The following is a 17,712-nucleotide window of genomic DNA, read 5'->3' as shown; positions in this document are numbered from 1 at the left end:
GCGTAGTGGGGGCGGGCGTTGGGGGGCTCTCCGCGGCGGCGTACCTCGCGGCCGCCGGCGCGGAGGTGACGGTGTACGAGCGCGCCGAGCGCGTCGGCGGGGTCGCCGGTCGGATCGAACTCGACGGGTTCCGGTTCGACACCGGGCCGTCGTGGTACCTCCTTCCGGACCTGTTCGACCGGTTCTTCGACGACTTCGGTCGGTCGACCGAGGAGTTCTACGACTTGACGCGGCTCGACCCCCACTACCGCGTCTTCTGGGACGACGGCGACAGCGCCGACGTGCCCGCCGATCCCGACGCGGCCGCCGAGCTGTTCGAGTCGTACGAGGCGGGCGCTGGCGAGGCGTTCCGCGAGTACCTCGCCGACGCCGAGCGAGCGTACGACGCGGGGATGGACCGGTTCGTGCTCCCCGGACGATCGCGGTTCCGAGACTACCTCTCGCTGGACGTCCTCGCCGGGGGACGGGAGCTCGACCTCCTCTCCACGCTCGACGAGACGGTGCGGTCGTACGTCGATCACCCGAAGCTCAGGCAGCTGTTGGAGTACACGCTCGTCTTCCTCGGCGGGTCGCCGCACAACACGCCGGCGCTGTACCAGCTGATGAGCCACGTCGACTACGGGCTCGGCGTCTACTACCCCATGGGCGGGATGTACGAGGTGATCGAGGCGGTCGAAACGGTGGCGCGCGACGCCGGCGCGGACGTTCACACGGGCGTCGAGGTGACGGCGCTGGAGCCGATAGACGGCGGCGTCGAAGTCGAGCTCGGCGGCGACCGCTACGTCCACGACCGGGTCGTCTGTAATGCGCCGCCGGCGCACGTCGAGCGCGAGCTGCTCCCCGACGGCGCCGTCTCGCGGGTCGGCGACTACTGGGACCGGCGGACGTACGGGCCCGCGGCGCACCTGCTGTACCTCGGCGTCGAGGGGGAGCTGCCGGAGCTGGAACACCACACGCTCGCGCTGCCGACGGACTGGGACCCGCACTTCGCGGCGATATTCGACGACCCCGCGTGGCCGACTGGGGAGACGGACCCGGTCGTGTACGTGAACGTGCCCTCGCGCACCGACCCGTCGGTCGCGCCCGACGGCCACGAGGCGGTCGTGACGCTCGTGCCGCTCGCGCCCGGGCTCGACGACACCCCCGAGCGACGGACGGCGCTCAGGGAGCGCGTCCTCGACGCCGTGGCGTCGCGGGCCGGCGCCGACCTCCGCGGCCGGATCGTCGCCGAGGAGTCCGCGTGCGTCTCCGAGTTCGCCGAGCGGTTCGACCAGCCCGGCGGGAGCGCGCTCGGACTCGCGCACACGATGCGACAGACCGGCCCGCTCCGCCCCGGGCCGCGCGTCCGCGGGACCGACCGGCTCTACTACGTCGGCGGGAGCAGCAACCCGGGGATCGGGGTGCCGATGTGCCTGCTCGGCGGCGAACACTGCGCGGCCGCCGTCGAGGCGGACGTCGGCGCTGGCCCGCTGGACCGACTCCCGCTGGTCGGTCGATGACCGCGAGGGACGAAACGATCGTCTGGTATTTAACCGATAAATAAGAATATTTCGAATAATACGAGTCGGTTCCGGAATCTGTTAGAAAAACCTTACCAGTCAGGTTGGTACATTTAATAAATACGCCACGTGATACACACCGTCGCATGATCGAAACAGCAGCGGCCGACATACTCGCAAGCGGAATGGTCCCGCTCGAAATGACCCAAACGCAGATCTTCGAGGCCGTTCAGAGCGACACGCTCCTCGCTTCGTCGCTCTGGATCAACATCGCCCTCGCGGGCCTCTCGATCCTCCTCTTCGTGTACATGGGCCGGAACGTGGAGGACCCGCGCGCGCAACTGATCTTCGTGGCCACGCTGATGGTCCCGCTGGTCTCTATCTCCAGTTACACCGGCCTCGTCTCCGGGCTCACGGTGAGCTTCCTCGAAATGCCGGCCGGCCACGCATTGGCCGGGCAGGAGGTTCTCACCCCGTGGGGCCGGTACCTCACGTGGGCGCTGTCGACGCCGATGATCCTCATCGCGCTCGGCCTGCTGGCCGGGTCGAACACCACGAAGCTGTTCACGGCCGTCGTGGCCGACATCGGGATGTGCGTCACCGGCCTCGCGGCCGCGCTGACGACGTCTTCGTACCTGCTCCGCTGGGTGTGGTACGCGATCAGCTGCGCGTTCTTCGTCGTCGTCCTCTACATCCTGCTCGCCGAGTGGGCCGAGGACGCCGAGATCGCCGGGACGGCGGACATCTTCAACACGCTGAAGGTGCTCACCGTGGTCCTCTGGCTCGGCTACCCGATCTTCTGGGCGCTCGGCGCCGAGGGGCTGGCGGTGCTTGACGTCGCGATCACCTCGTGGGCGTACAGCGGGATGGACATCGTCGCGAAGTACCTCTTCGCGTTCCTCCTGCTCCGGTGGGTCGTCAACAACGAGCGGACGGTCGCCGACGTGGCGTCCGGCCTCGGCTCGGGCTCGCGCGGCGGTGCGGCGCCCGCCGACGACTGAAGCCGGTCGCGTTCTTGCGGACCTTTTTTCGGTCGCTCGCCCGCCAGCGGTCGGCGTGACGACCGAGAGCAAAGCGCTAAACCCGCGGCGGCGGTGAATCGGGACATGAAACAGGCGATCGTCGCGCGGACGGACATCGGGATGGGCGAGGGGAAGCTCGCCGCGCAGGTCGCGCACGCGTCGCTGTCGGCGTATCAGGACGCGAGCGAGCGGGCGCGGAAGAAGTGGCAGGGCGAGGGACAGAAGAAGGTCGTCCTCAAGGGCGACTCCGAGAGCCGGCTGTTCGAGCTGGCCGACAAGGCGGACAGGGAGGGGCTCCCGTACGCGATCGTCCGCGACGCCGGGCACACACAGTTAGAGCCCGGCACCGTCACCGCGCTCGCGGTCGGGCCGGCCCGCGACGACAGCGTCGACCGCGTGACCGGCGACCTCTCGCTGTACTGAATGGCCCCCGAACGCACCCTCCGCGAGGCGCACCCGACTGAGCGCGCCGTCGGGATCGCGTACTACGTCAGCGACGCCGACGGGATCGGCGGCCGGCTCCGCGAGTCGCCGGAGGACTTTCGGGTCCGGGAGCTGGAGGCGTTCGACGCGGAGCCGCTCGGCGTCGAAGCGGGGAGCTACCCCGAACTCGTCGTCCGGGCGACGCTCCGCGACTGGGACACGAACGACTTCGCGCGCCGGCTCTCGGACGCCCTCGGGATCAGCCGCGAGCGCGTCTCGTGGGCGGGGACGAAGGACAAGCGCGCCGTCACCACGCAGCTGTTCACGGTCCGCGGGGTCGACGCGGACGCGCTCCCCGAGATCCGCGGCGCCGATGTCGAGGCGCTCGGCCGGGCGGGGCGGAGCCTCTCGTTCGGCGACCTCGCCGGCAACGCCTTCGAGATCCGCGTCGCGGACGCGGTCGGGGAGGCACCCGAGCGTGTCGCGGACGCGGTACAAGACCTCCGGGCGTTCGCGGGCGGCGCGGACGGGCCGAACGACTCCTCGACCGGTGAGCGGGCGTTTCCGATCGAGGCGACCGTCGGCGTCCCGAACTACTTCGGCCAGCAGCGCTTCGGCAGCCGGCGACCGGTCACCCACGTCGTCGGGCTCGCGATCGCCCGCGAGGACCCCCGCGAGGCGGTCCGGCTGTACGCGGGTAACCCGGCCGAGACGGAGCCGGACGACACCCGCGCCGCGCGCGACCGTGTGAACGCGGCCTTCGGCGTGAGCGACGGTTCCGGAGCCGACGACGGCTTCGGGGCCGACGGCAGTCCCGGCGACGGCGGTCGCGCCGCCGACGGCACGGGCGACGGCGACTGGGCCGCGTGCCTCGACGCGATCCCCGGGAAGCTCCGGTTCGAGCGGTCGATGGTCCACCGGCTCGCCGACCGCGGCGTCGACCCCGACGCGCCGCCCTACGACGAGGACTGGTGGCACGCGCTGGAGGCCGTTCCCTCGAACCTCCAGCGGCTGTTCGTCAACGCCGCGCAGTCGTTCCTCTTCAACCGGATCATCAGCGAGCGGCTGCGCCGCGGCCTCCCCTTCGACCGCCCCGTCGCCGGCGACGTGGTCTGTTTCGCCGACGGCGACGCGCCCGGGGAGCTGTACGCGCCCGACGCGGACCGGCTCCAGCGGGTCGACGCCGACCGCGTCGACGTGGTCGCTAGGCACTGCGAGCGCGGGCGGGCGTTCGTCACCGCGCCGCTGGTGGGCACCGAGACGGAGCTCGGCGACGGCGAGCCCGGCGAGATCGAACGCGAGGTGCTCGCGGACGCCGGCATCGAGCCGGGGGACTTCGACCTCCCCGGCGAGTTCGACTCCGCGGGCACCCGGCGGGCGATCCTCCTTCGGACCGACCTCGACGCGTCGTTCGCGGACGGCGACCCCCGGTTCGCGTTCGCGCTGCCGAGCGGGTCGTACGCGACCGTGCTGCTCCGCGAGTTCACGAAGCGCGGCCCGCTAGCCCTCTGATCGATCCGCGTTTGTGTATTTTCGTTAACCTCGCGGCGGCGGAAACCACCACGATACTGCGACACGTTCCGAGCCGTTTTTGTGCGGCTGTCGTCAATCGAGGCCATGACCCGAATCGTCGTCATCGACCTCCACGGCCAGTTCACGCACCTCGAACGGCGGGCGCTCCGCGACCTCGGCGTCGACACCGAGATCGTCTCGGCCGACGCGCCGGCCGACGAGGTCGACGCTGACGGGGTCGTCCTCTCGGGCGGGCCCGACATGGACCGCGTCGGGAACGCGCCGGACTACCTCGACCGCGACCTCCCCGTCCTCGGGATCTGCCTCGGAATGCAGCTGATCGCCAGCGAACTCGACGGCGCGGTCGGCGAGGGCGACTACGGCGGCTACGCCGACGTGGACGTGGAGATCGTCGACGACGAGGACCCGCTCGTCGGCTCGCTCGCGCCGGAGACGCGCGTCTGGGCCTCCCACGCCGACGAGGTGACCGAGCTGCCCGACGGGTTCGGTCGCACCGCCACCTCCGACGTCTGCGGCATCGAGGCCATGGCCGACCCGGACGCGGGGCTGTACGGCGTCCAGTGGCACCCGGAGGTCGCGCACACGGAGCGCGGCGAGGAGGTCTTCGAGAACTTCGTCGCGATCTGCGAGTCGGCCTGACGGCGTCGCGCGGACCCGAGGCCCGCCGGTAGCGGCGGTGAAAGAACGGAAGAAGACGGCGAGCGCCTACTCGTCGAACAGCTCGTCGACGGCCTCGCCCGCGGTCTCGACCGCCTCCTGCGCGACCGCCTCTCTGTCTGGCTCGGCGTCCGCGGGCGCGTTGAGGTAGACGTCGACGTCGAGGACCCCGTCCTCGAAGGTGACGGTGACGTCGAGATCCGTGACGGCCGACTGGTCGTAGTGTTTGAAAACGATCCCCTCGGCCGCCTCGGCGGCGGTGCGAACGACCTCATCGTCGCTCGGGTCCGAGGCGGCGTCGGCGTCGTCGGTCACGGCCTTACGCGCCGCCGGCGCCCGGGCCGCCCGGTCCCATCGGGCCGCCGCCGCCGGCGCCGCCCTGGAGCATCTGCTGGAGCTCGCTCTGGAGGTCGTCGAACTGCTCCTCGACGCGCTCCTCCTGCTTCGTGAGCTGCTCGACGCGGACCTCGAGCGAGTCGACCTTGTCCTCGAGGTCGTCGTAGGCGGACTCGTAGTCCGTCTCGACGAGGACCTCGCCGATCTCGCGGTACATGCCCGCGTCCTCGTCGACGTCTTCGAGGGCGTCGAGGGCGGTCTTCGACTCGTTGAGCGCGGACTGCGCCTGCTCCTTCTGCTCGGCGACCTGCTGTGCGGTCTCCTGAAGCTCCTGCAGCTCCTCGATCTTCTCCTGTGCCTCGGGCGGCATGTTCCCTTGCATGGGCGGACCGAGGCGGCCCGGACAGAAAAACCCCTTACTTCTCCGACGAGGGACAATTCGCAGCGCAGCGGACTGAAAGGCCGCCGTATCGGCATCTCCGGTGATCCTCAATCGCGGCCGGTACCGACGCGTTCGGCGACGGCGATCAGTCGCGACCAGCTGTTGACGCCGGCGCGCAGCGCCACGAGGTCGTCGGCGAGCACGCGGATCCGGACAGCGTCGCCCTCGCGGTCGACCGTCGCGGTCGAGCGGGCGTCGTCGATCTCGCCGATCTCGGGGCCGAGCGCGTCGGCCACGACCCGTGCGCGCCGCTCGGAGGGGTAGGTGAACGAGAGGACCGTCTCGTGTGCGCGCGTCACGGTCCGAGAGGGAGACGAAAGCGTCGGATTACTCGACGTTCACTTCCTTCACGTCGCCGCCGCGCTCCTTCAGGAGGACGCGGTGGCCGCAGTACGGGCAGCGCACGCCGCCGTACTCGTCGAGGGTGACGTCGCGCTTACAGCGGGAGCACTTGTAGCTCATCGTCCTATTCCTCGTCGGCGAGCGCGGCGCGGATGGAGCGGCGGACGGTGCGACCGCCGGGCGTCTCGGGGCGGTACGCGCCGCCCGTGAACGTCTCGCCGGTCTCCTCGTTGACCCAGATGCCGGTACCCACGCGCTTGACGTCGTCGCCGTCGACGGTCGCGTTGCGCATCTCCTCTTCGATGTCCTGGACCCGCTTGCGGGCGACCCGGCCGTAGCGAGCGCCGAATCGGCCCGCGCTGCCGGTGCTTCGAGCCTTGTCCTCAGCCATAGTAGCCACTCCTACCGCCAGCGCAGGTAAAAAGGCTGCGAGTCGCGGCGGTTGGAAAGTCACGCGCGACGAGAGAAGGCAACCGGATGTGACGGCGGCGCGTGCCTGCGAGCGGCCGGAGCGAAGCGGAGGCCGCGAGGGGCACGCGCGAGGGAGTCAGTCGCCCGAAGCGAAGCGAGGGCGAGTGACGAGGCTGGGGAGGTGTGAGGCACGGGGCGGCGCTGTGCGGGGTGGGACTCGAAGGGGCAGCCGTGAGGGCGCCGTAGGCGATGTAAGCACCGGAACGAGGGAGCGAACGAAGTGAGCGACCGAGTGAGGAGCACAGCGAGCGTACGGCGCCCTCACGGCTGGGGCTTTGGCGGTGGGAACCGGCGATCTGTAGCTGACCGAGCAGAGTTGAGCGGCTTGAGCTTCGGCTGTGTTCGACTCCGGAGTACCGATATGAATGGAACACACACCCGCGTATCGACCGCAACACATTTCACAACCAAGTAATACTACCAAGTTGTATGGACGGATTCAACGGCTTCGCGGACGTGAGCGAGACCGACGTGACGAAGGCGATCGGGAACGAGTGGACCGACGGATTCCTCGATTTCACCGACTCCGAGGTCATCGTCCTCGGCGGCGGCCCCTCCGGACTGATGGCCGCGAAGGAGCTGGCCGAGCGCGGCGTGAAGGTGATGATCGTCGAGAAGAACAACTACCTCGGCGGCGGCTTCTGGCTCGGCGGGTTCCTGATGAACACCGTGACGGTCCGGGACCCCGCCCAGGAGATCCTCGACGACCTCGACGTGGAGTACGAACCGGTCGAGGACGTGGACGGGCTCTACACCGCCGCGGGGCCGGAGGCCTGCTCCGGGCTGATCAAGGCGGCCTGCGACGCCGGCGCGCGCGTCCAGAACATGACCGAGTTCACCGACCTCGTCGTCCGGGACGACCACGAGGTCGGGGGGATCGTGATGAACTGGACGCCGGTCCACGCGCTCCCGCGCGAGATCACCTGCGTCGATCCGATCGCGGTCGAGTCCGACCTCGTCATCGACGCGACCGGCCACGACGCGGTCGCGATCAGCAAGCTCGACGAGCGCGGCGTCCTCTCGGCGCCCGGGATCGAGCACGCGAAGGAGCACAACACCGGCATGGACCAGACGGGCGACGGCGAGTACGGCGCGCCCGGCCACGACTCGCCCGGCCACGACTCGATGTGGGTCGGCGAGAGCGAGGACGCGGTCGTCGAGCACACCGGCGTCGTCCACGACGGCCTGATCGCCTCCGGGATGGCGGTCGCGACCGCCCACGGCCTCCCGCGGATGGGCCCGACGTTCGGCGCGATGCTCGTCTCCGGCAAGCGCGCCGCGCAGTCCGCGCTCGACGAGCTCGGCGTCGACGCGCCCGAGGTGTCGCTGTCGACCGGTAGCGCGCCCGCGCCCGCCGACGACTGAAAATCCGTCACCGCTGACGCTGCGGCGACCGACCCTCCAGCGTTCCGATCGCTCGGCGATACGTACTCGACTGCGGAGCGACCGCGAACGCCGGCAGGGCCCCGGTCGCGGGCTCCGTGTCCGGGACCCGCGAGGGGACCGTTCTTCACGAACGTTCACTCGGGAGCGACTCAACCGGGTGCCTTTTTCAGCCGCTACGCCGAACCCGGCGGTATGCGAAACGCCAAGATCGTCTGTACGATCGGTCCCGCCTCGGACGACCGGGACACGATCCGCGGCCTCGCCGACGCGGGGATGTCCGTCGTCCGACTCAACGCCAGCCACGGGACGACCGACCACCGGGAGACGGTGATCGAGCGCGCCCGCGCCGTCGACGACGAGATCGACGACCCGCTCGCGGTGATGGTCGACCTGAAGGGGCCGGAGGTCCGCACCGCCGAGATCGACGACCCGATCGCGCTCGCCGAGGGCTCGGAAGTGAGCTTCCTCGAAGGCGACGACGCGACGCCCGAGCGCGTCGGGCTCACCCACTCGATCGGGGCCGCCGAGCCGGGCGACACGATCCTCCTCGACGACGGCCGGATCGAGTGCCGCGTCGAGCGCGTCGACGGCGAGTCCGTGGTCGCGACGGTCGTCTCGGGCGGCAAGCTCGGCTCCCGGAAGGGCGTGAACCTGCCGGGCGTCGCCATCGACGTGGACCTGATCACCCCGGAAGACGAGGCCGAACTCGACCTCGCGGCCCGGACGAACGCCGACTTCGTGGCGGCCTCGTTCGTGCGCGACGCGGACGACGTGTACCGGATCGCCGACGAGCTGGAGGCGCGCGGCGGCGACGACATCCCGATCGTCGCGAAGATCGAACGCGCCGGGGCGGTCGAGAACCTGGAGGGGATCGTCGACGCCGCCGACGGCGTGATGGTCGCCCGCGGCGACCTCGGCGTCGAGTGCCCGCTTGAGGACGTGCCCGTGATCCAGAAGCGGATCATCCGGACCTGCGTCAACGAGGGCGTCCCCGTCATCACCGCGACGGAGATGCTCGACTCGATGGTCTCCTCGCGGCGGCCGACCCGCGCGGAGGCCTCCGACGTGGCGAACGCCGTCCTCGACGGCACCGACGCCGTGATGCTCTCCGGCGAGACCGCGGTCGGCGAGGACCCGATCAACGTCGTCGACACGATGGACCGGATCGTCCGGCAGGTCGAGTCTAGCGACGAGTACGCCGAGACGCGCGAGCAGCGCGTCCCGACCGCCGAGGAGGGCTCCCGGACGGAGGCGCTGGCGCGGTCGGCGCGCTACCTCGCGCGCGACATCGGCGCCTCCACGGTGGTCGCGGTCTCCGAGTCGGGCTTCACGGCGCGAAAGACCGCGATGTTCCGCCCGGGCGTCCCGGTCGTCGCGACGACGCCGAACGACCGGATCCGCCGACAGCTCGCCCTCTCGTGGGGAGTCCGACCGGTGTTGACCGAGTACGCCAACGACATGGAGTCGATCCTCGACAACGCGGTCGACGCCGCGCTCGACCGCGGCGGCGCGGCGTCCGGCGACACCCTCGTGGTCCTCTCCGGGATGCTCACCGAGCTGGAGGGGACGAACACGACGAACACCCTGAAGGTCCACGTCGCCGCGGAGACGCTCGTGACCGGGAAAGGGGCCGTGGCCGGCCGCGTGGCCGCCCCGGTCCACCGGACCGAGGACGGCGACCTCGACGCGCTCCCCGAGGACTCCGTGGTCGCGCTGGGGCCCGAGTTCAACGGGGAGTTCGGCGGCGACCTCGACCGGATCGCCGGCATCGTCGACGCCCGCGAGGGGATGACCGGCTACCCCGCCGTCGTCGCCCGCGAGCTGGGCGTCCCGATGGTCTCCGGCGCCGCCCTCCCCGAGTCGGTCGCCGACGGGACCACGGTGACCGTCGACGGCGAGCGCGGCGTCGTCTACGACGGCGACGTGCTCCGCGCGGCCCGCGAGCGGTAAGTACCGGCGACGCCCGCGACGCGACCGCCGCGCTCGGTCCGGGACCGACGCGCCCGCCAGCCATTTATTACGGAGTCGCGTACGAGGTCGTATGAGCGACGAATCCGGCGACGGTGCCCGCGACGGAGACTCGGCCGTCGAGGCCGGCGACGACGCCGTCACCGGCGATCGGAGCCGAGCCAACGACGCGGGCGAGAAGGGCCCGGACGGCGGGACCGAGTGGCGCTTCTCGGTCGACGACGTGGGGCCGGACGGGGTCACCGAGGACACCGCCACCCCGGCGGACGAACCGATCGAGCCGGGCGACATCACCCTCGAACACGCGGCGTTCGTCGTCCTCGGCGTCGCCCTCACCGTCGGCACCTTAGTGGTCGGACTCTGAGTCGGACGCCGCGGGGAGACCGGACGAGGAGCGTCGAGAGCGTCCGAGCGACGAGCGGCGAGACGGCCCGAGGGGAGAGCGTCAACGGCTCGTCGGACGCCGCGCGACCGCGCGCACCACCACTTATCAGGCCGCGGCCGTAGGACCGAACATGAACGCGCTGGCACAGTCCGGACTCCTCTCGCCGGACACCCTCCCCCTCCTGCTGTTGACCGCGGGGCTGCTGCTCTCGATGGCGGAGGCGCTCGCGCCGGGGGCGAACTTCATCGTCGTCGGCATCGCGCTCATCGGTGCCGGGCTCGGCGGGCTGGCGCTGACCTCGCTCGGCGTCGCCGGCGCCCTCCTCACCCTGTTCATGGCGCTGCTGACGCTCGTGTTCGGTGCGGCCGCCTTCTACGCCTACCACGAGTTCGACTTCTACGGCGGGAAGGGGCAACAGCAGACCAGCGACAGCGACTCCCTGAAGGGGAAGACCGGAACCGTCACGGAGCGCGTGACGCCCACGGGCGGCGAGGTGAAACTCGCCGGCGGCGGGTTCAACCCACACTACTCCGCCCGGTCGATGGAGGGGACGATAGACGAGGGCGAGGAGGTGATGGTGGTCGACCCCGGCGGGGGGAACGTCGTCACCGTGGAGTCGATGGGGTACGTCGAGGACGACATCGACCGCGAGCTGGCGGCCGACCGCGCGCGGAAGGCCGCGGCGAGCGAGGCCGAGCGGGAGGCGGACGCGGCCGAAGAGGACGCCGACCCGGAGGCCGAACTCGAACGGGAGTGACGCGGTCGGCGGCGGCGCGTTCGACCGAAAAAGCACTTGTGTGTCGCCCCGGATCGCTTGGGCGTGCCCTCCCCGCTCGCCGTCCTCACGAGTCCGATCGGTAGCGTCCTCGACCGCGTCCGCGACGCGTTCGACTCTCCCCGCGCCGGGACCGTCGCGGTCGCGATGCTGGTCGTCGTCACGATCGGCACCAGTGTCGGAATCATCGCGCTCGGGGCCGTCTTCGACGCGACGGTCGACCAGCAGATCACCGTCGACAACCCCGATCGGCCCCCCGAGTCGACCTGCGAGACCTTCGGCGACGACCCCGACTCCGCGTTCGCAGAGGAGTGTGACGAGCCGAAGCAAATCGAGGTCGACGCGGGCGAGGAACTGAGCGACGCCGCGAACGGCTACATCCACTACGGGCTGCTCGGCGTCCCGATCTGGTGGGTCGCGTTCGCGCTCGCGCTCCACGTCGGGGCGCTCGTCGCGGGCGGCTCCGGCTCCGTCGGCGACTCCTTCGTGATCGCCGGGTGGGCGATCGGGGCTGAACTGCTCCGGCTCGGCGCCGGGATCGTCGCGATCTGGTACACGCTCTCGAACGCGGCGCCCGCGGGGTCGTCGTTCGAGGCGCTCACGACGGACCTCGTCGCCGCGATCACGAGCGCGACGGGGCCGCTGCTGGTCGCGTCCGCGGTAGCGATCGCGATCCAGTGGGTCGTGGTCGTCGGCGGGCTGGAGGCCGTACACGACCTCGACCGCGGCCCCGCGGCGGGGGTGGCGACGTTCTTCGCCGCGATCGCCCTCCTGATCGCGGCAGTCTGAGCGCTCCCAGAGCGGTCGGCCCCGGGCGTCGGTTCGAGCGCTCGGAGCCGCCGATTCGGGAGTTTTTAAGCCGCCGGCGCTCCCCCTCTCGGTATGATCCTGTCCGACGCAGACATCCTCGACCGGCTCGCCGAGGGCGACCTCGCGATCGAGCCGCTCGACGACGTCGACCAGCAGGTCCAGCCCGCCAGCGTGGACCTGCGGCTCGGCGAGCGGTTCCTGGAGTTCCAGCGCACCAACATCCCCTGTATCCACCCGACAGACGCCGGCGAGGTGAGCGAGTACGTCACCGAGACGACCGTCGCCGAGGGCGACGAGTTCATCCTCCACCCCGGCGACTTCGTCCTCGGGACGACCGCCGAGCGGGTCAGGATTCCGGACGACCTCGTCGCGCACGTCGAGGGGCGCTCTTCGCTCGGGCGACTCGCCATCGTCGTCCACGCCACCGCTGGGCTGTGCGACCCCGGCTACGAGGGCCAGATTACCCTCGAACTCTCGAACCTCGGGACCGCCCCCGTGGCGCTCTCGCCCGGGATGCGCGTCTCGCAGCTCACCTTCACCGAGCTGAAGCGGCCCGCGGACCGGCCGTACGGCGCCGAGCGGGGCTCGAAGTACCAAGGACAGGACGGCCCGCAGGCGTCGCGGATCGGCGACGATCCGGAGTTCGCCAACGATAGCCGCACCGATGAAGCGGCCGGAGGTGACGGGCGATGAGGTTCATCGAGGAGGTCGTCGTCGACGAGTTCCTGCCGACCGTCCGCTCGATGCTCGCGGAGGACCTCCGCGACCGCGGGTTCACCCAGAGCGAGGTCGCCGACGCCCTCGGCATCTCGCAGTCGGCGGTCTCGAAGTACGCCGCCGGCGACGTGGCCAGGCACGAAGACATCGTCGCGGACGAGCGCGTGCGCGACCTCGTCGAGCGCGTCGGCGAGGGGCTCGCGAGCGGCGACCTCACGCCCGTGGCCGCGCTCGTCGAAATCGAGGTGCTGATCCGCCAGCTGGAGGAGGGCGACCTGCTCGCCGACCTCCACGAGGCGGCGATGCCGGGGCTCGCCGACGCCGACGTGGAGTTCTCGGTCCACGACCCGGACAGCGGGCTCCGCGAGCGCGAGCGCGTCCTCACCTCGGTCCGGCGCGGGCTCCGCACCCTGACGAACGCCTCCGGCTTCGCGGGGCTCATCCCGAACGTCGGCGCGAACGTCGCCGAGTGTACCGACGACGCCGCCACGGTCGACGACGTGGCCGCGGTCCCGGGCCGGCTCGTCGACGTGAAGGGCCGCGCGATGGTCCCCGGCGAGCCGGAGTTCGGCGTGAGCGAACACGTCGCGACGGTGCTGCTCGCGGCGCGCGAGGCCGGGTCCGGCGTCCGGGGCGCGGTGAACCTCCGGTACGACCCGGAGACGGTCGCGGCGCTCGGCGAGTCGCACCCGACCGTCGAGTTCGACGCCGAGCGCGAGACCCGCGAGGCGGTCGCCGACGCGGTCGCGGCCGCCGACCGCTCGGCGGACGACGAGGCGGAGACGCTCGTGGCGTACCAGACCGGCGCGGTCGGCGTCGAGCCGATCGTGTACGTCCTCGCGCCGACCGCTGCCGAGGCGGCGCGGATCGTCCGCGGCCTGCTGTGACGCGGGGCAGGTCGTCCGCGACCGACCGTGACCCCGTCACGGGCGACGGCTTTTAGACCGGACCGTCCAAATTCACGGGCGTGACACGGACACGGCGGTCCGGGATGCGGACGCGCTCCTTCTAGCGGCGGGCGGACCCGTCGCGGCGGCGACGGCCGGTAGCGCGGCCGACGCCGGCGCGGCGGCGAATCCCGCCGCCCTTCCGCAGCGCCCGGACCGTCGACCCGGCCGCGGTGTGACCAGTTCCCGAGCCGGCCGCGACGGGCCAGAACCAGCGGGCTTTAGACCCGATCGACCGACATACGACATACACACACCACATGAGCCACGACGACTTCCCCACGGCCGACCCGGCGGTGGTGACCTGTGGGCTGCCGTACGCCAACGGCGACCTCCACATCGGTCACCTCCGCACCTACGTCGGCGGCGACGTGTACAGCCGCGCGCTCGAACGACTCGGGCAGGAGACCGCGTTCGTCTCCGGCTCCGACATGCACGGCACGCCGGTCGCGGTCAACGCCGAGCAGGAGGGCGTCTCCCCGGAGGCGTTCGCGCTCGACTGGCACGAGCGCTACGCGGAGACGTTCCCGAAGTTCAACGTCGAGTTCGACAACTACGGCCACACCCACGACGAGACGAACACGGCGGTGACTCAGGAGCTCGTCCGCGACCTCGACGAGGCGGGCCACCTCTACGAGAAGGAGATCATGGTCGCGTACGACCCCGTCGACGACCAGTACCTCCCGGACCGCTACGTCGAGGGGACCTGCCCCTACTGCGGCGCGCACGCCCGCGGCGACGAGTGCGACGAGGGGTGCCAGCGCCACCTCGAACCCGGCGAGGTCGAGGACCCCGAGTCGACGATCACCGGCAACCCCGCGGAGTACCGCGAGCGCACCCACAAGTTCTTCGCGGTCTCGGAGTTCGCCGACTACCTCTCCGACTTTCTCGACCGGCTGGAGGGCACCTCGAACGCCCGCAACCAGCCTCGCGAGTGGATCGAGCAGGGGCTCCAGGACTGGTGTATTACCCGCGACATGGACTGGGGGATCGACCTGCCCGGCGGGAACCCGCAGGACCTCGTCCTCTACGTCTGGGTCGACGCCCCGATCGAGTACATCTCCTCGACGAAGCAGTACTCCGAGCGCGTCGGCGCGGACGCGTTCGACTGGGAGGCGGCCTGGAAGGAGGGCGCCAGCGACGACCACCCCGAGGGCGGCGAGATCGTCCACGTGATCGGCCGCGACATCATCCAGCACCACACGATATTCTGGCCCGCGATGCTGGAGGCGACCGACCACGCGGAGCCGCGCGCGGTGATGGCGAGCGGGTTCGTCACCCTCGACGGGAAGGGGTTCTCGACCAGCCGCGACCGCGCGGTCTGGGCCGACGAGTACCTCGACGAGGGGTTCCACCCGGACCCGCTGCGCTACTACCTCGCCACCAACGGCGGGTTCCAGCAGGACGTGGACTTCTCGTGGGAGAAGTTCGCCGAGCGCGTCAACACCGAGCTCGTGGGGACCGTCGGCAACTTCCTCTACCGCTCGCTGCTGTTCGCCCACCGCAACTTCGAGGGCGGCCCCGACGCCGACGCCCCGAGCGACGACGTGGCGGCGCGGATCGACGAGGCGGTCGACGACGTGGCCGCCGCGGTCAACGACTACTCCGTGCGGGCGCTGGGCGACGCGGTCACCGACCTCGCGCGGTACGGCAACGAGTACATCCAGCGCAACGAGCCGTGGAAGCTCGTCGACGAGGCCCCCGACGAGGCGGAACAGGTCATCTACGACTGCGTCGCGCTCGCGAAGGCGATCGGGGTCCTCTTCGAGCCGCTGGGCCCCGAGAAGAGCGAACGACTCTGGGAGCAGCTCGGCGAGCCCGGCTCCGTCCACGAGACCACCGTCGAGGCGGCACGGGAGGGCCCGGCGGGCGACCTGAGCGAGCCGACTGAGCTGTTCGAACAGATCGAAGACGAGCGCGTCGAGGCGCTCAACGAGAAGCTCGAAGCGCGCGTCGCCGAGGCGGAAGCGGACGACGGCGACGAGGAGCGCGACGACGACGCGGACGCGACCGACGACGACGGAACCGACGCGAACGCCGACGAAGCCGACGCCGACGACACCGACATGACCGACATCGAACCCCTCAGCGACGACCGCATCAGCTTCGACGACTTCCAAGAACTGGACATCCGCGTCGGGCGGATCGAGGACGCGGTCGGGATCGACGGCGCCGACGAGCTGCTGAAGCTCACCGTCGACCTCGGCGCGGAGACCCGGACGATCGTTGCGGGGCTCAAGCAGCTCCACGACGTCGACGACCTGCCCGACACGAAGGTGATCGTGCTCGCGAACATGGAGAAGGCGGAGCTGTTCGGCGTCGAGTCCAACGGGATGGTCCTCGCGGCCGGCGAGGAGGCCGACCTCCTCACCACCTACGAGGGCGCCGGACCGGGCACGAAGGTGAAGTGAGGCGACGGACCGGCCGGCGCAGCGCCGCTCAGGCGTCGAGCACTTCTATCAGGTTCCCCTCGGGGTCCCTGACGAACAGGACGGTGGTCCCGCTCTCGGTGGGCCGAGGCGGGCTCAGCGTCTCCACGTCGTCCGCGAGGCCGTCGTAGAACGCCTCCACGTCGTCGACGGAGAGGCCGAGGTGCGTCGCCCCGGGACGGTTCAGCTCCGGCGGGTCGGGGCTCTCCTCGCCGACCGGCTCGTATTCGACGAGCTCGACTATCGAGCCGCCGGCGTCGAGGTGGGCGAACTCGGCCGACGCGTCCTCGACGGCGACCGCCTCGGCGAAGGCGTCGCCGCCGACCGCGAACTCGGCGACGAGGTCGAGGCCGAACGTCTCGGCGTAGAAGTCGACGGCGCGGTCCAAGTTGGCGACGGTGATCCCGACGTGGTGGGCGGTTGGGTCGGACACGGGTAGGCGCTCGGCCGGCGCCGGGGAAACCGTGTCGCCTCAGAGCCCGAACAGGCGAGCGACGAGGCCGGCGAGGACGACCAGCGCGCCGAGAACGAACGTCCCCGGGAGCGGGAGAACGAACAGGAGCGCGCCGACCAGTATTAAGAGCGTCGAGGTCCGCATCACCGTCGTTTCGGCGTCGCGACCGATATACCTTCGGACGAGCGACCCCCCGGGACCGAAACGACCATTCCGCCGCCGGCCGACCCTCCGGTATGCACGTGGTCGTCAACGCGGCCCAGAGCGTCGACGGGAAGCTCGCCACCCGCCGCCGGGAACAGCTCCGGATCTCCGGCCCGGAGGACTTCGACCGGGTCGACCGGGTCAGGGCGGCCGCGGACGCGGTGCTCGTGGGCGTCGGCACCGTCCTCGCGGACGATCCGCACCTCACCCTCGACGAGGAGGACCGTCGCGTGGGGCGGCTCCAGAACGGGCGACCGGGCGACCCCGCGCGCGTCGTGGTGGACTCGACCGGACGGACGCCGACGGACGCTCGGGTCCTCGACGACGCGGCGACGACGTACCTCCTCGTCTCGGCCGCGACCGACCGCGACCGGCGGAGCGAGCTCGCCGACGCCGGCGCGGAGGTGATCGTCGCCGGCGAGGAGCGCGTCGACGTCGCCGAAGGGGTCGAGAAGCTCGCGGACCGCGGCGTCGAGCGCCTGATGGTCGAGGGGGGCGGCGAGGTGATCTTCTCGTGTTTCGAGGCCGGGATCGTCGACGAGCTCCACGTCTACGTCGGCTCGTTCGTGATCGGCGGCCGCGACGCGCCCACGCTGGCGGACGGGGCGGGCTTCACCGAGGAGTTCCCCGACCTGACGCTCGCGGAGACGGAGCGGTTCGACGACGGGATCGTCCTCTCGTACGAGGTCGGCGGTGGCGGCGGCGAGTCGTGAGCAGGGGGACGCGAGGCGAGTCGTGAGCAGGGGGACGCGGCCCGGGGCGTGTGAACGGTAACCACGAAATCGCGGAGTACACGCGCCGTGCCACCGGTGTACACGAAAATCACCGAAGTATTTATATGCCGTCCGCAGGTAGTTGCGGGTACCAGAACGCCTCTGGCGCTGGTGGAATCGCACGCTGAAATGAACGGGA

21 protein-coding genes are annotated in these 17,712 nt (G+C 70.9%); 14 read left to right on the top strand and 7 right to left on the bottom strand.

From position 1 onward, the window contains the following. From EXE52_RS16225 to EXE52_RS16205, 5 genes are all read left to right on the top strand, one after another. A partial coding sequence (locus tag EXE52_RS16225; RefSeq protein ID WP_241988281.1) for an NAD(P)/FAD-dependent oxidoreductase occupies window positions 1-1,499 on the top strand: 1,499 nt, incomplete at its 5' end. 200 nt (window positions 1,500-1,699) lie between these two features. Then, on the top strand, window positions 1,700-2,500 hold the full coding sequence (locus tag EXE52_RS16220) for a bacteriorhodopsin (RefSeq protein ID WP_086220664.1): 801 nt from the start codon (window positions 1,700-1,702) through the stop codon (window positions 2,498-2,500). A 105-nt stretch (window positions 2,501-2,605) separates the two neighbouring features. Beyond that, complete coding sequence (gene pth2, locus EXE52_RS16215) at window positions 2,606-2,944, top strand: peptidyl-tRNA hydrolase Pth2 (RefSeq protein ID WP_089307943.1); 339 nt, start codon at window positions 2,606-2,608, stop codon at window positions 2,942-2,944. After that, window positions 2,945-4,456 (top strand): tRNA pseudouridine(13) synthase TruD, encoded by a 1,512-nt coding sequence (gene truD, locus EXE52_RS16210; protein ID WP_089307944.1) that lies wholly within the window; start codon window positions 2,945-2,947, stop codon window positions 4,454-4,456. It abuts the gene before it with no gap. Window positions 4,457-4,561: 105 nt separating this feature from the next. Then, on the top strand, window positions 4,562-5,116 hold the full coding sequence (locus EXE52_RS16205) for a GMP synthase subunit A (protein ID WP_049932452.1): 555 nt from the start codon (window positions 4,562-4,564) through the stop codon (window positions 5,114-5,116). 66 nt (window positions 5,117-5,182) lie between these two features. On the opposite strand, the gene EXE52_RS16200 is transcribed toward EXE52_RS16205, so the two are convergent. The 5 genes from EXE52_RS16200 to EXE52_RS16180 all read right to left on the bottom strand — a co-directional run bounded on the left by EXE52_RS16200 (window position 5,183) and on the right by EXE52_RS16180 (window position 6,645). Continuing rightward, entirely contained in the window at window positions 5,183-5,449 is a 267-nt protein-coding gene (locus tag EXE52_RS16200; RefSeq protein WP_086220661.1) for a DUF3194 domain-containing protein, read from the bottom strand. Between the two features lie 4 nt (window positions 5,450-5,453). Further along, window positions 5,454-5,840, bottom strand: coding sequence for a prefoldin subunit beta (locus tag EXE52_RS16195; RefSeq protein ID WP_008440520.1), 387 nt, complete (start codon window positions 5,838-5,840; stop codon window positions 5,454-5,456). A gap of 119 nt (window positions 5,841-5,959) precedes the next feature. Continuing rightward, the gene (locus tag EXE52_RS16190) at window positions 5,960-6,211 is read right to left on the bottom strand and encodes a KEOPS complex subunit Pcc1 (protein ID WP_086220662.1); all 252 of its coding nucleotides are present in this window, start codon (window positions 6,209-6,211) and stop codon (window positions 5,960-5,962) included. Window positions 6,212-6,239: 28 nt separating this feature from the next. Then, window positions 6,240-6,374 carry a DNA-directed RNA polymerase subunit P gene (locus tag EXE52_RS16185; RefSeq protein ID WP_004049526.1) on the bottom strand — a complete coding sequence of 45 codons (135 nt, stop codon included), beginning with the start codon at window positions 6,372-6,374 and terminating at the stop codon, window positions 6,240-6,242. A gap of 4 nt (window positions 6,375-6,378) precedes the next feature. Next, a complete protein-coding gene (locus EXE52_RS16180) occupies window positions 6,379-6,645 on the bottom strand; it encodes a hypothetical protein (protein ID WP_049932448.1) in 267 nt (88 codons plus the stop codon). 509 nt (window positions 6,646-7,154) lie between these two features. On the opposite strand from EXE52_RS16180, the gene EXE52_RS16175 reads away from it, so the two are divergent. From EXE52_RS16175 to metG, 8 genes are all read left to right on the top strand, one after another. Beyond that, the gene (locus EXE52_RS16175) at window positions 7,155-8,090 is read left to right on the top strand and encodes a sulfide-dependent adenosine diphosphate thiazole synthase (protein ID WP_089307945.1); all 936 of its coding nucleotides are present in this window, start codon (window positions 7,155-7,157) and stop codon (window positions 8,088-8,090) included. A 213-nt stretch (window positions 8,091-8,303) separates the two neighbouring features. Beyond that, window positions 8,304-10,061 (top strand): pyruvate kinase, encoded by a 1,758-nt coding sequence (gene pyk, locus EXE52_RS16170; protein WP_089307946.1) that lies wholly within the window; start codon window positions 8,304-8,306, stop codon window positions 10,059-10,061. 91 nt (window positions 10,062-10,152) lie between these two features. Beyond that, on the top strand, window positions 10,153-10,443 hold the full coding sequence (locus EXE52_RS16165) for a hypothetical protein (protein WP_049932443.1): 291 nt from the start codon (window positions 10,153-10,155) through the stop codon (window positions 10,441-10,443). A 151-nt stretch (window positions 10,444-10,594) separates the two neighbouring features. Continuing rightward, complete coding sequence (locus tag EXE52_RS16160) at window positions 10,595-11,221, top strand: NfeD family protein (RefSeq protein ID WP_049932441.1); 627 nt, start codon at window positions 10,595-10,597, stop codon at window positions 11,219-11,221. A gap of 63 nt (window positions 11,222-11,284) precedes the next feature. After that, complete coding sequence (locus tag EXE52_RS16155; RefSeq protein ID WP_089307947.1) at window positions 11,285-12,028, top strand: YIP1 family protein; 744 nt, start codon at window positions 11,285-11,287, stop codon at window positions 12,026-12,028. A gap of 93 nt (window positions 12,029-12,121) precedes the next feature. Next, window positions 12,122-12,742 carry a dCTP deaminase gene (gene dcd, locus EXE52_RS16150; protein ID WP_086216200.1) on the top strand — a complete coding sequence of 207 codons (621 nt, stop codon included), beginning with the start codon at window positions 12,122-12,124 and terminating at the stop codon, window positions 12,740-12,742. Further along, window positions 12,739-13,653: a thiamine-phosphate synthase family protein gene (locus EXE52_RS16145; RefSeq protein WP_089307948.1), complete on the top strand. Its 915-nt coding sequence runs from the start codon at window positions 12,739-12,741 to the stop codon at window positions 13,651-13,653. Before dcd ends, EXE52_RS16145 begins: the two co-directional genes overlap by 4 nt. A 320-nt stretch (window positions 13,654-13,973) precedes the next feature. After that, window positions 13,974-16,124: a methionine--tRNA ligase gene (metG, locus tag EXE52_RS16140; RefSeq protein WP_089307949.1), complete on the top strand. Its 2,151-nt coding sequence runs from the start codon at window positions 13,974-13,976 to the stop codon at window positions 16,122-16,124. Window positions 16,125-16,152: 28 nt separating this feature from the next. On the opposite strand, the gene EXE52_RS16135 is transcribed toward metG, so the two are convergent. After that, window positions 16,153-16,575 (bottom strand): VOC family protein, encoded by a 423-nt coding sequence (locus EXE52_RS16135; protein WP_049932432.1) that lies wholly within the window; start codon window positions 16,573-16,575, stop codon window positions 16,153-16,155. Between the two features lie 39 nt (window positions 16,576-16,614). Next, the gene (locus EXE52_RS19055; protein WP_254921775.1) at window positions 16,615-16,740 is read right to left on the bottom strand and encodes a hypothetical protein; all 126 of its coding nucleotides are present in this window, start codon (window positions 16,738-16,740) and stop codon (window positions 16,615-16,617) included. Window positions 16,741-16,832: 92 nt separating this feature from the next. Between EXE52_RS19055 and EXE52_RS16130 the strand changes: the two genes are divergently transcribed. Further along, a complete protein-coding gene (locus tag EXE52_RS16130; RefSeq protein ID WP_089307950.1) occupies window positions 16,833-17,513 on the top strand; it encodes a 2,5-diamino-6-(ribosylamino)-4(3H)-pyrimidinone 5'-phosphate reductase in 681 nt (226 codons plus the stop codon). Window positions 17,514-17,712 lie beyond the last annotated feature (199 nt).

Source organism: Halorubrum sp. CGM4_25_10-8A, from assembly GCF_005435025.1.
GTDB lineage: Archaea > Halobacteriota > Halobacteria > Halobacteriales > Haloferacaceae > Halorubrum > Halorubrum ezzemoulense.
Note: the sequence above shows the minus strand (reverse complement) of the source record. Positions and strands in the feature narration are given on the sequence as shown.

Coding starts and splice junctions, on each gene's coding strand:
- pth2 (WP_089307943.1), top strand. CDS start 2,606: ATGAAACAGGCGATCGTCGCGCGGACGGACATCGGGATGGGCGAGGGG.
- EXE52_RS16175 (WP_089307945.1), top strand. CDS start 7,155: ATGGACGGATTCAACGGCTTCGCGGACGTGAGCGAGACCGACGTGACG.
- EXE52_RS16185 (WP_004049526.1), bottom strand. CDS start 6,374: ATGAGCTACAAGTGCTCCCGCTGTAAGCGCGACGTCACCCTCGACGAG.
- EXE52_RS16160 (WP_049932441.1), top strand. CDS start 10,595: ATGAACGCGCTGGCACAGTCCGGACTCCTCTCGCCGGACACCCTCCCC.
- EXE52_RS16205 (WP_049932452.1), top strand. CDS start 4,562: ATGACCCGAATCGTCGTCATCGACCTCCACGGCCAGTTCACGCACCTC.
- EXE52_RS16220 (WP_086220664.1), top strand. CDS start 1,700: ATGACCCAAACGCAGATCTTCGAGGCCGTTCAGAGCGACACGCTCCTC.
- pyk (WP_089307946.1), top strand. CDS start 8,304: ATGCGAAACGCCAAGATCGTCTGTACGATCGGTCCCGCCTCGGACGAC.
- dcd (WP_086216200.1), top strand. CDS start 12,122: ATGATCCTGTCCGACGCAGACATCCTCGACCGGCTCGCCGAGGGCGAC.
- truD (WP_089307944.1), top strand. CDS start 2,945: ATGGCCCCCGAACGCACCCTCCGCGAGGCGCACCCGACTGAGCGCGCC.
- EXE52_RS16145 (WP_089307948.1), top strand. CDS start 12,739: ATGAGGTTCATCGAGGAGGTCGTCGTCGACGAGTTCCTGCCGACCGTC.
- EXE52_RS16165 (WP_049932443.1), top strand. CDS start 10,153: ATGAGCGACGAATCCGGCGACGGTGCCCGCGACGGAGACTCGGCCGTC.
- EXE52_RS16195 (WP_008440520.1), bottom strand. CDS start 5,840: ATGCCGCCCGAGGCACAGGAGAAGATCGAGGAGCTGCAGGAGCTTCAG.
- EXE52_RS16180 (WP_049932448.1), bottom strand. CDS start 6,645: ATGGCTGAGGACAAGGCTCGAAGCACCGGCAGCGCGGGCCGATTCGGC.
- EXE52_RS19055 (WP_254921775.1), bottom strand. CDS start 16,740: ATGCGGACCTCGACGCTCTTAATACTGGTCGGCGCGCTCCTGTTCGTT.
- metG (WP_089307949.1), top strand. CDS start 13,974: ATGAGCCACGACGACTTCCCCACGGCCGACCCGGCGGTGGTGACCTGT.
- EXE52_RS16130 (WP_089307950.1), top strand. CDS start 16,833: ATGCACGTGGTCGTCAACGCGGCCCAGAGCGTCGACGGGAAGCTCGCC.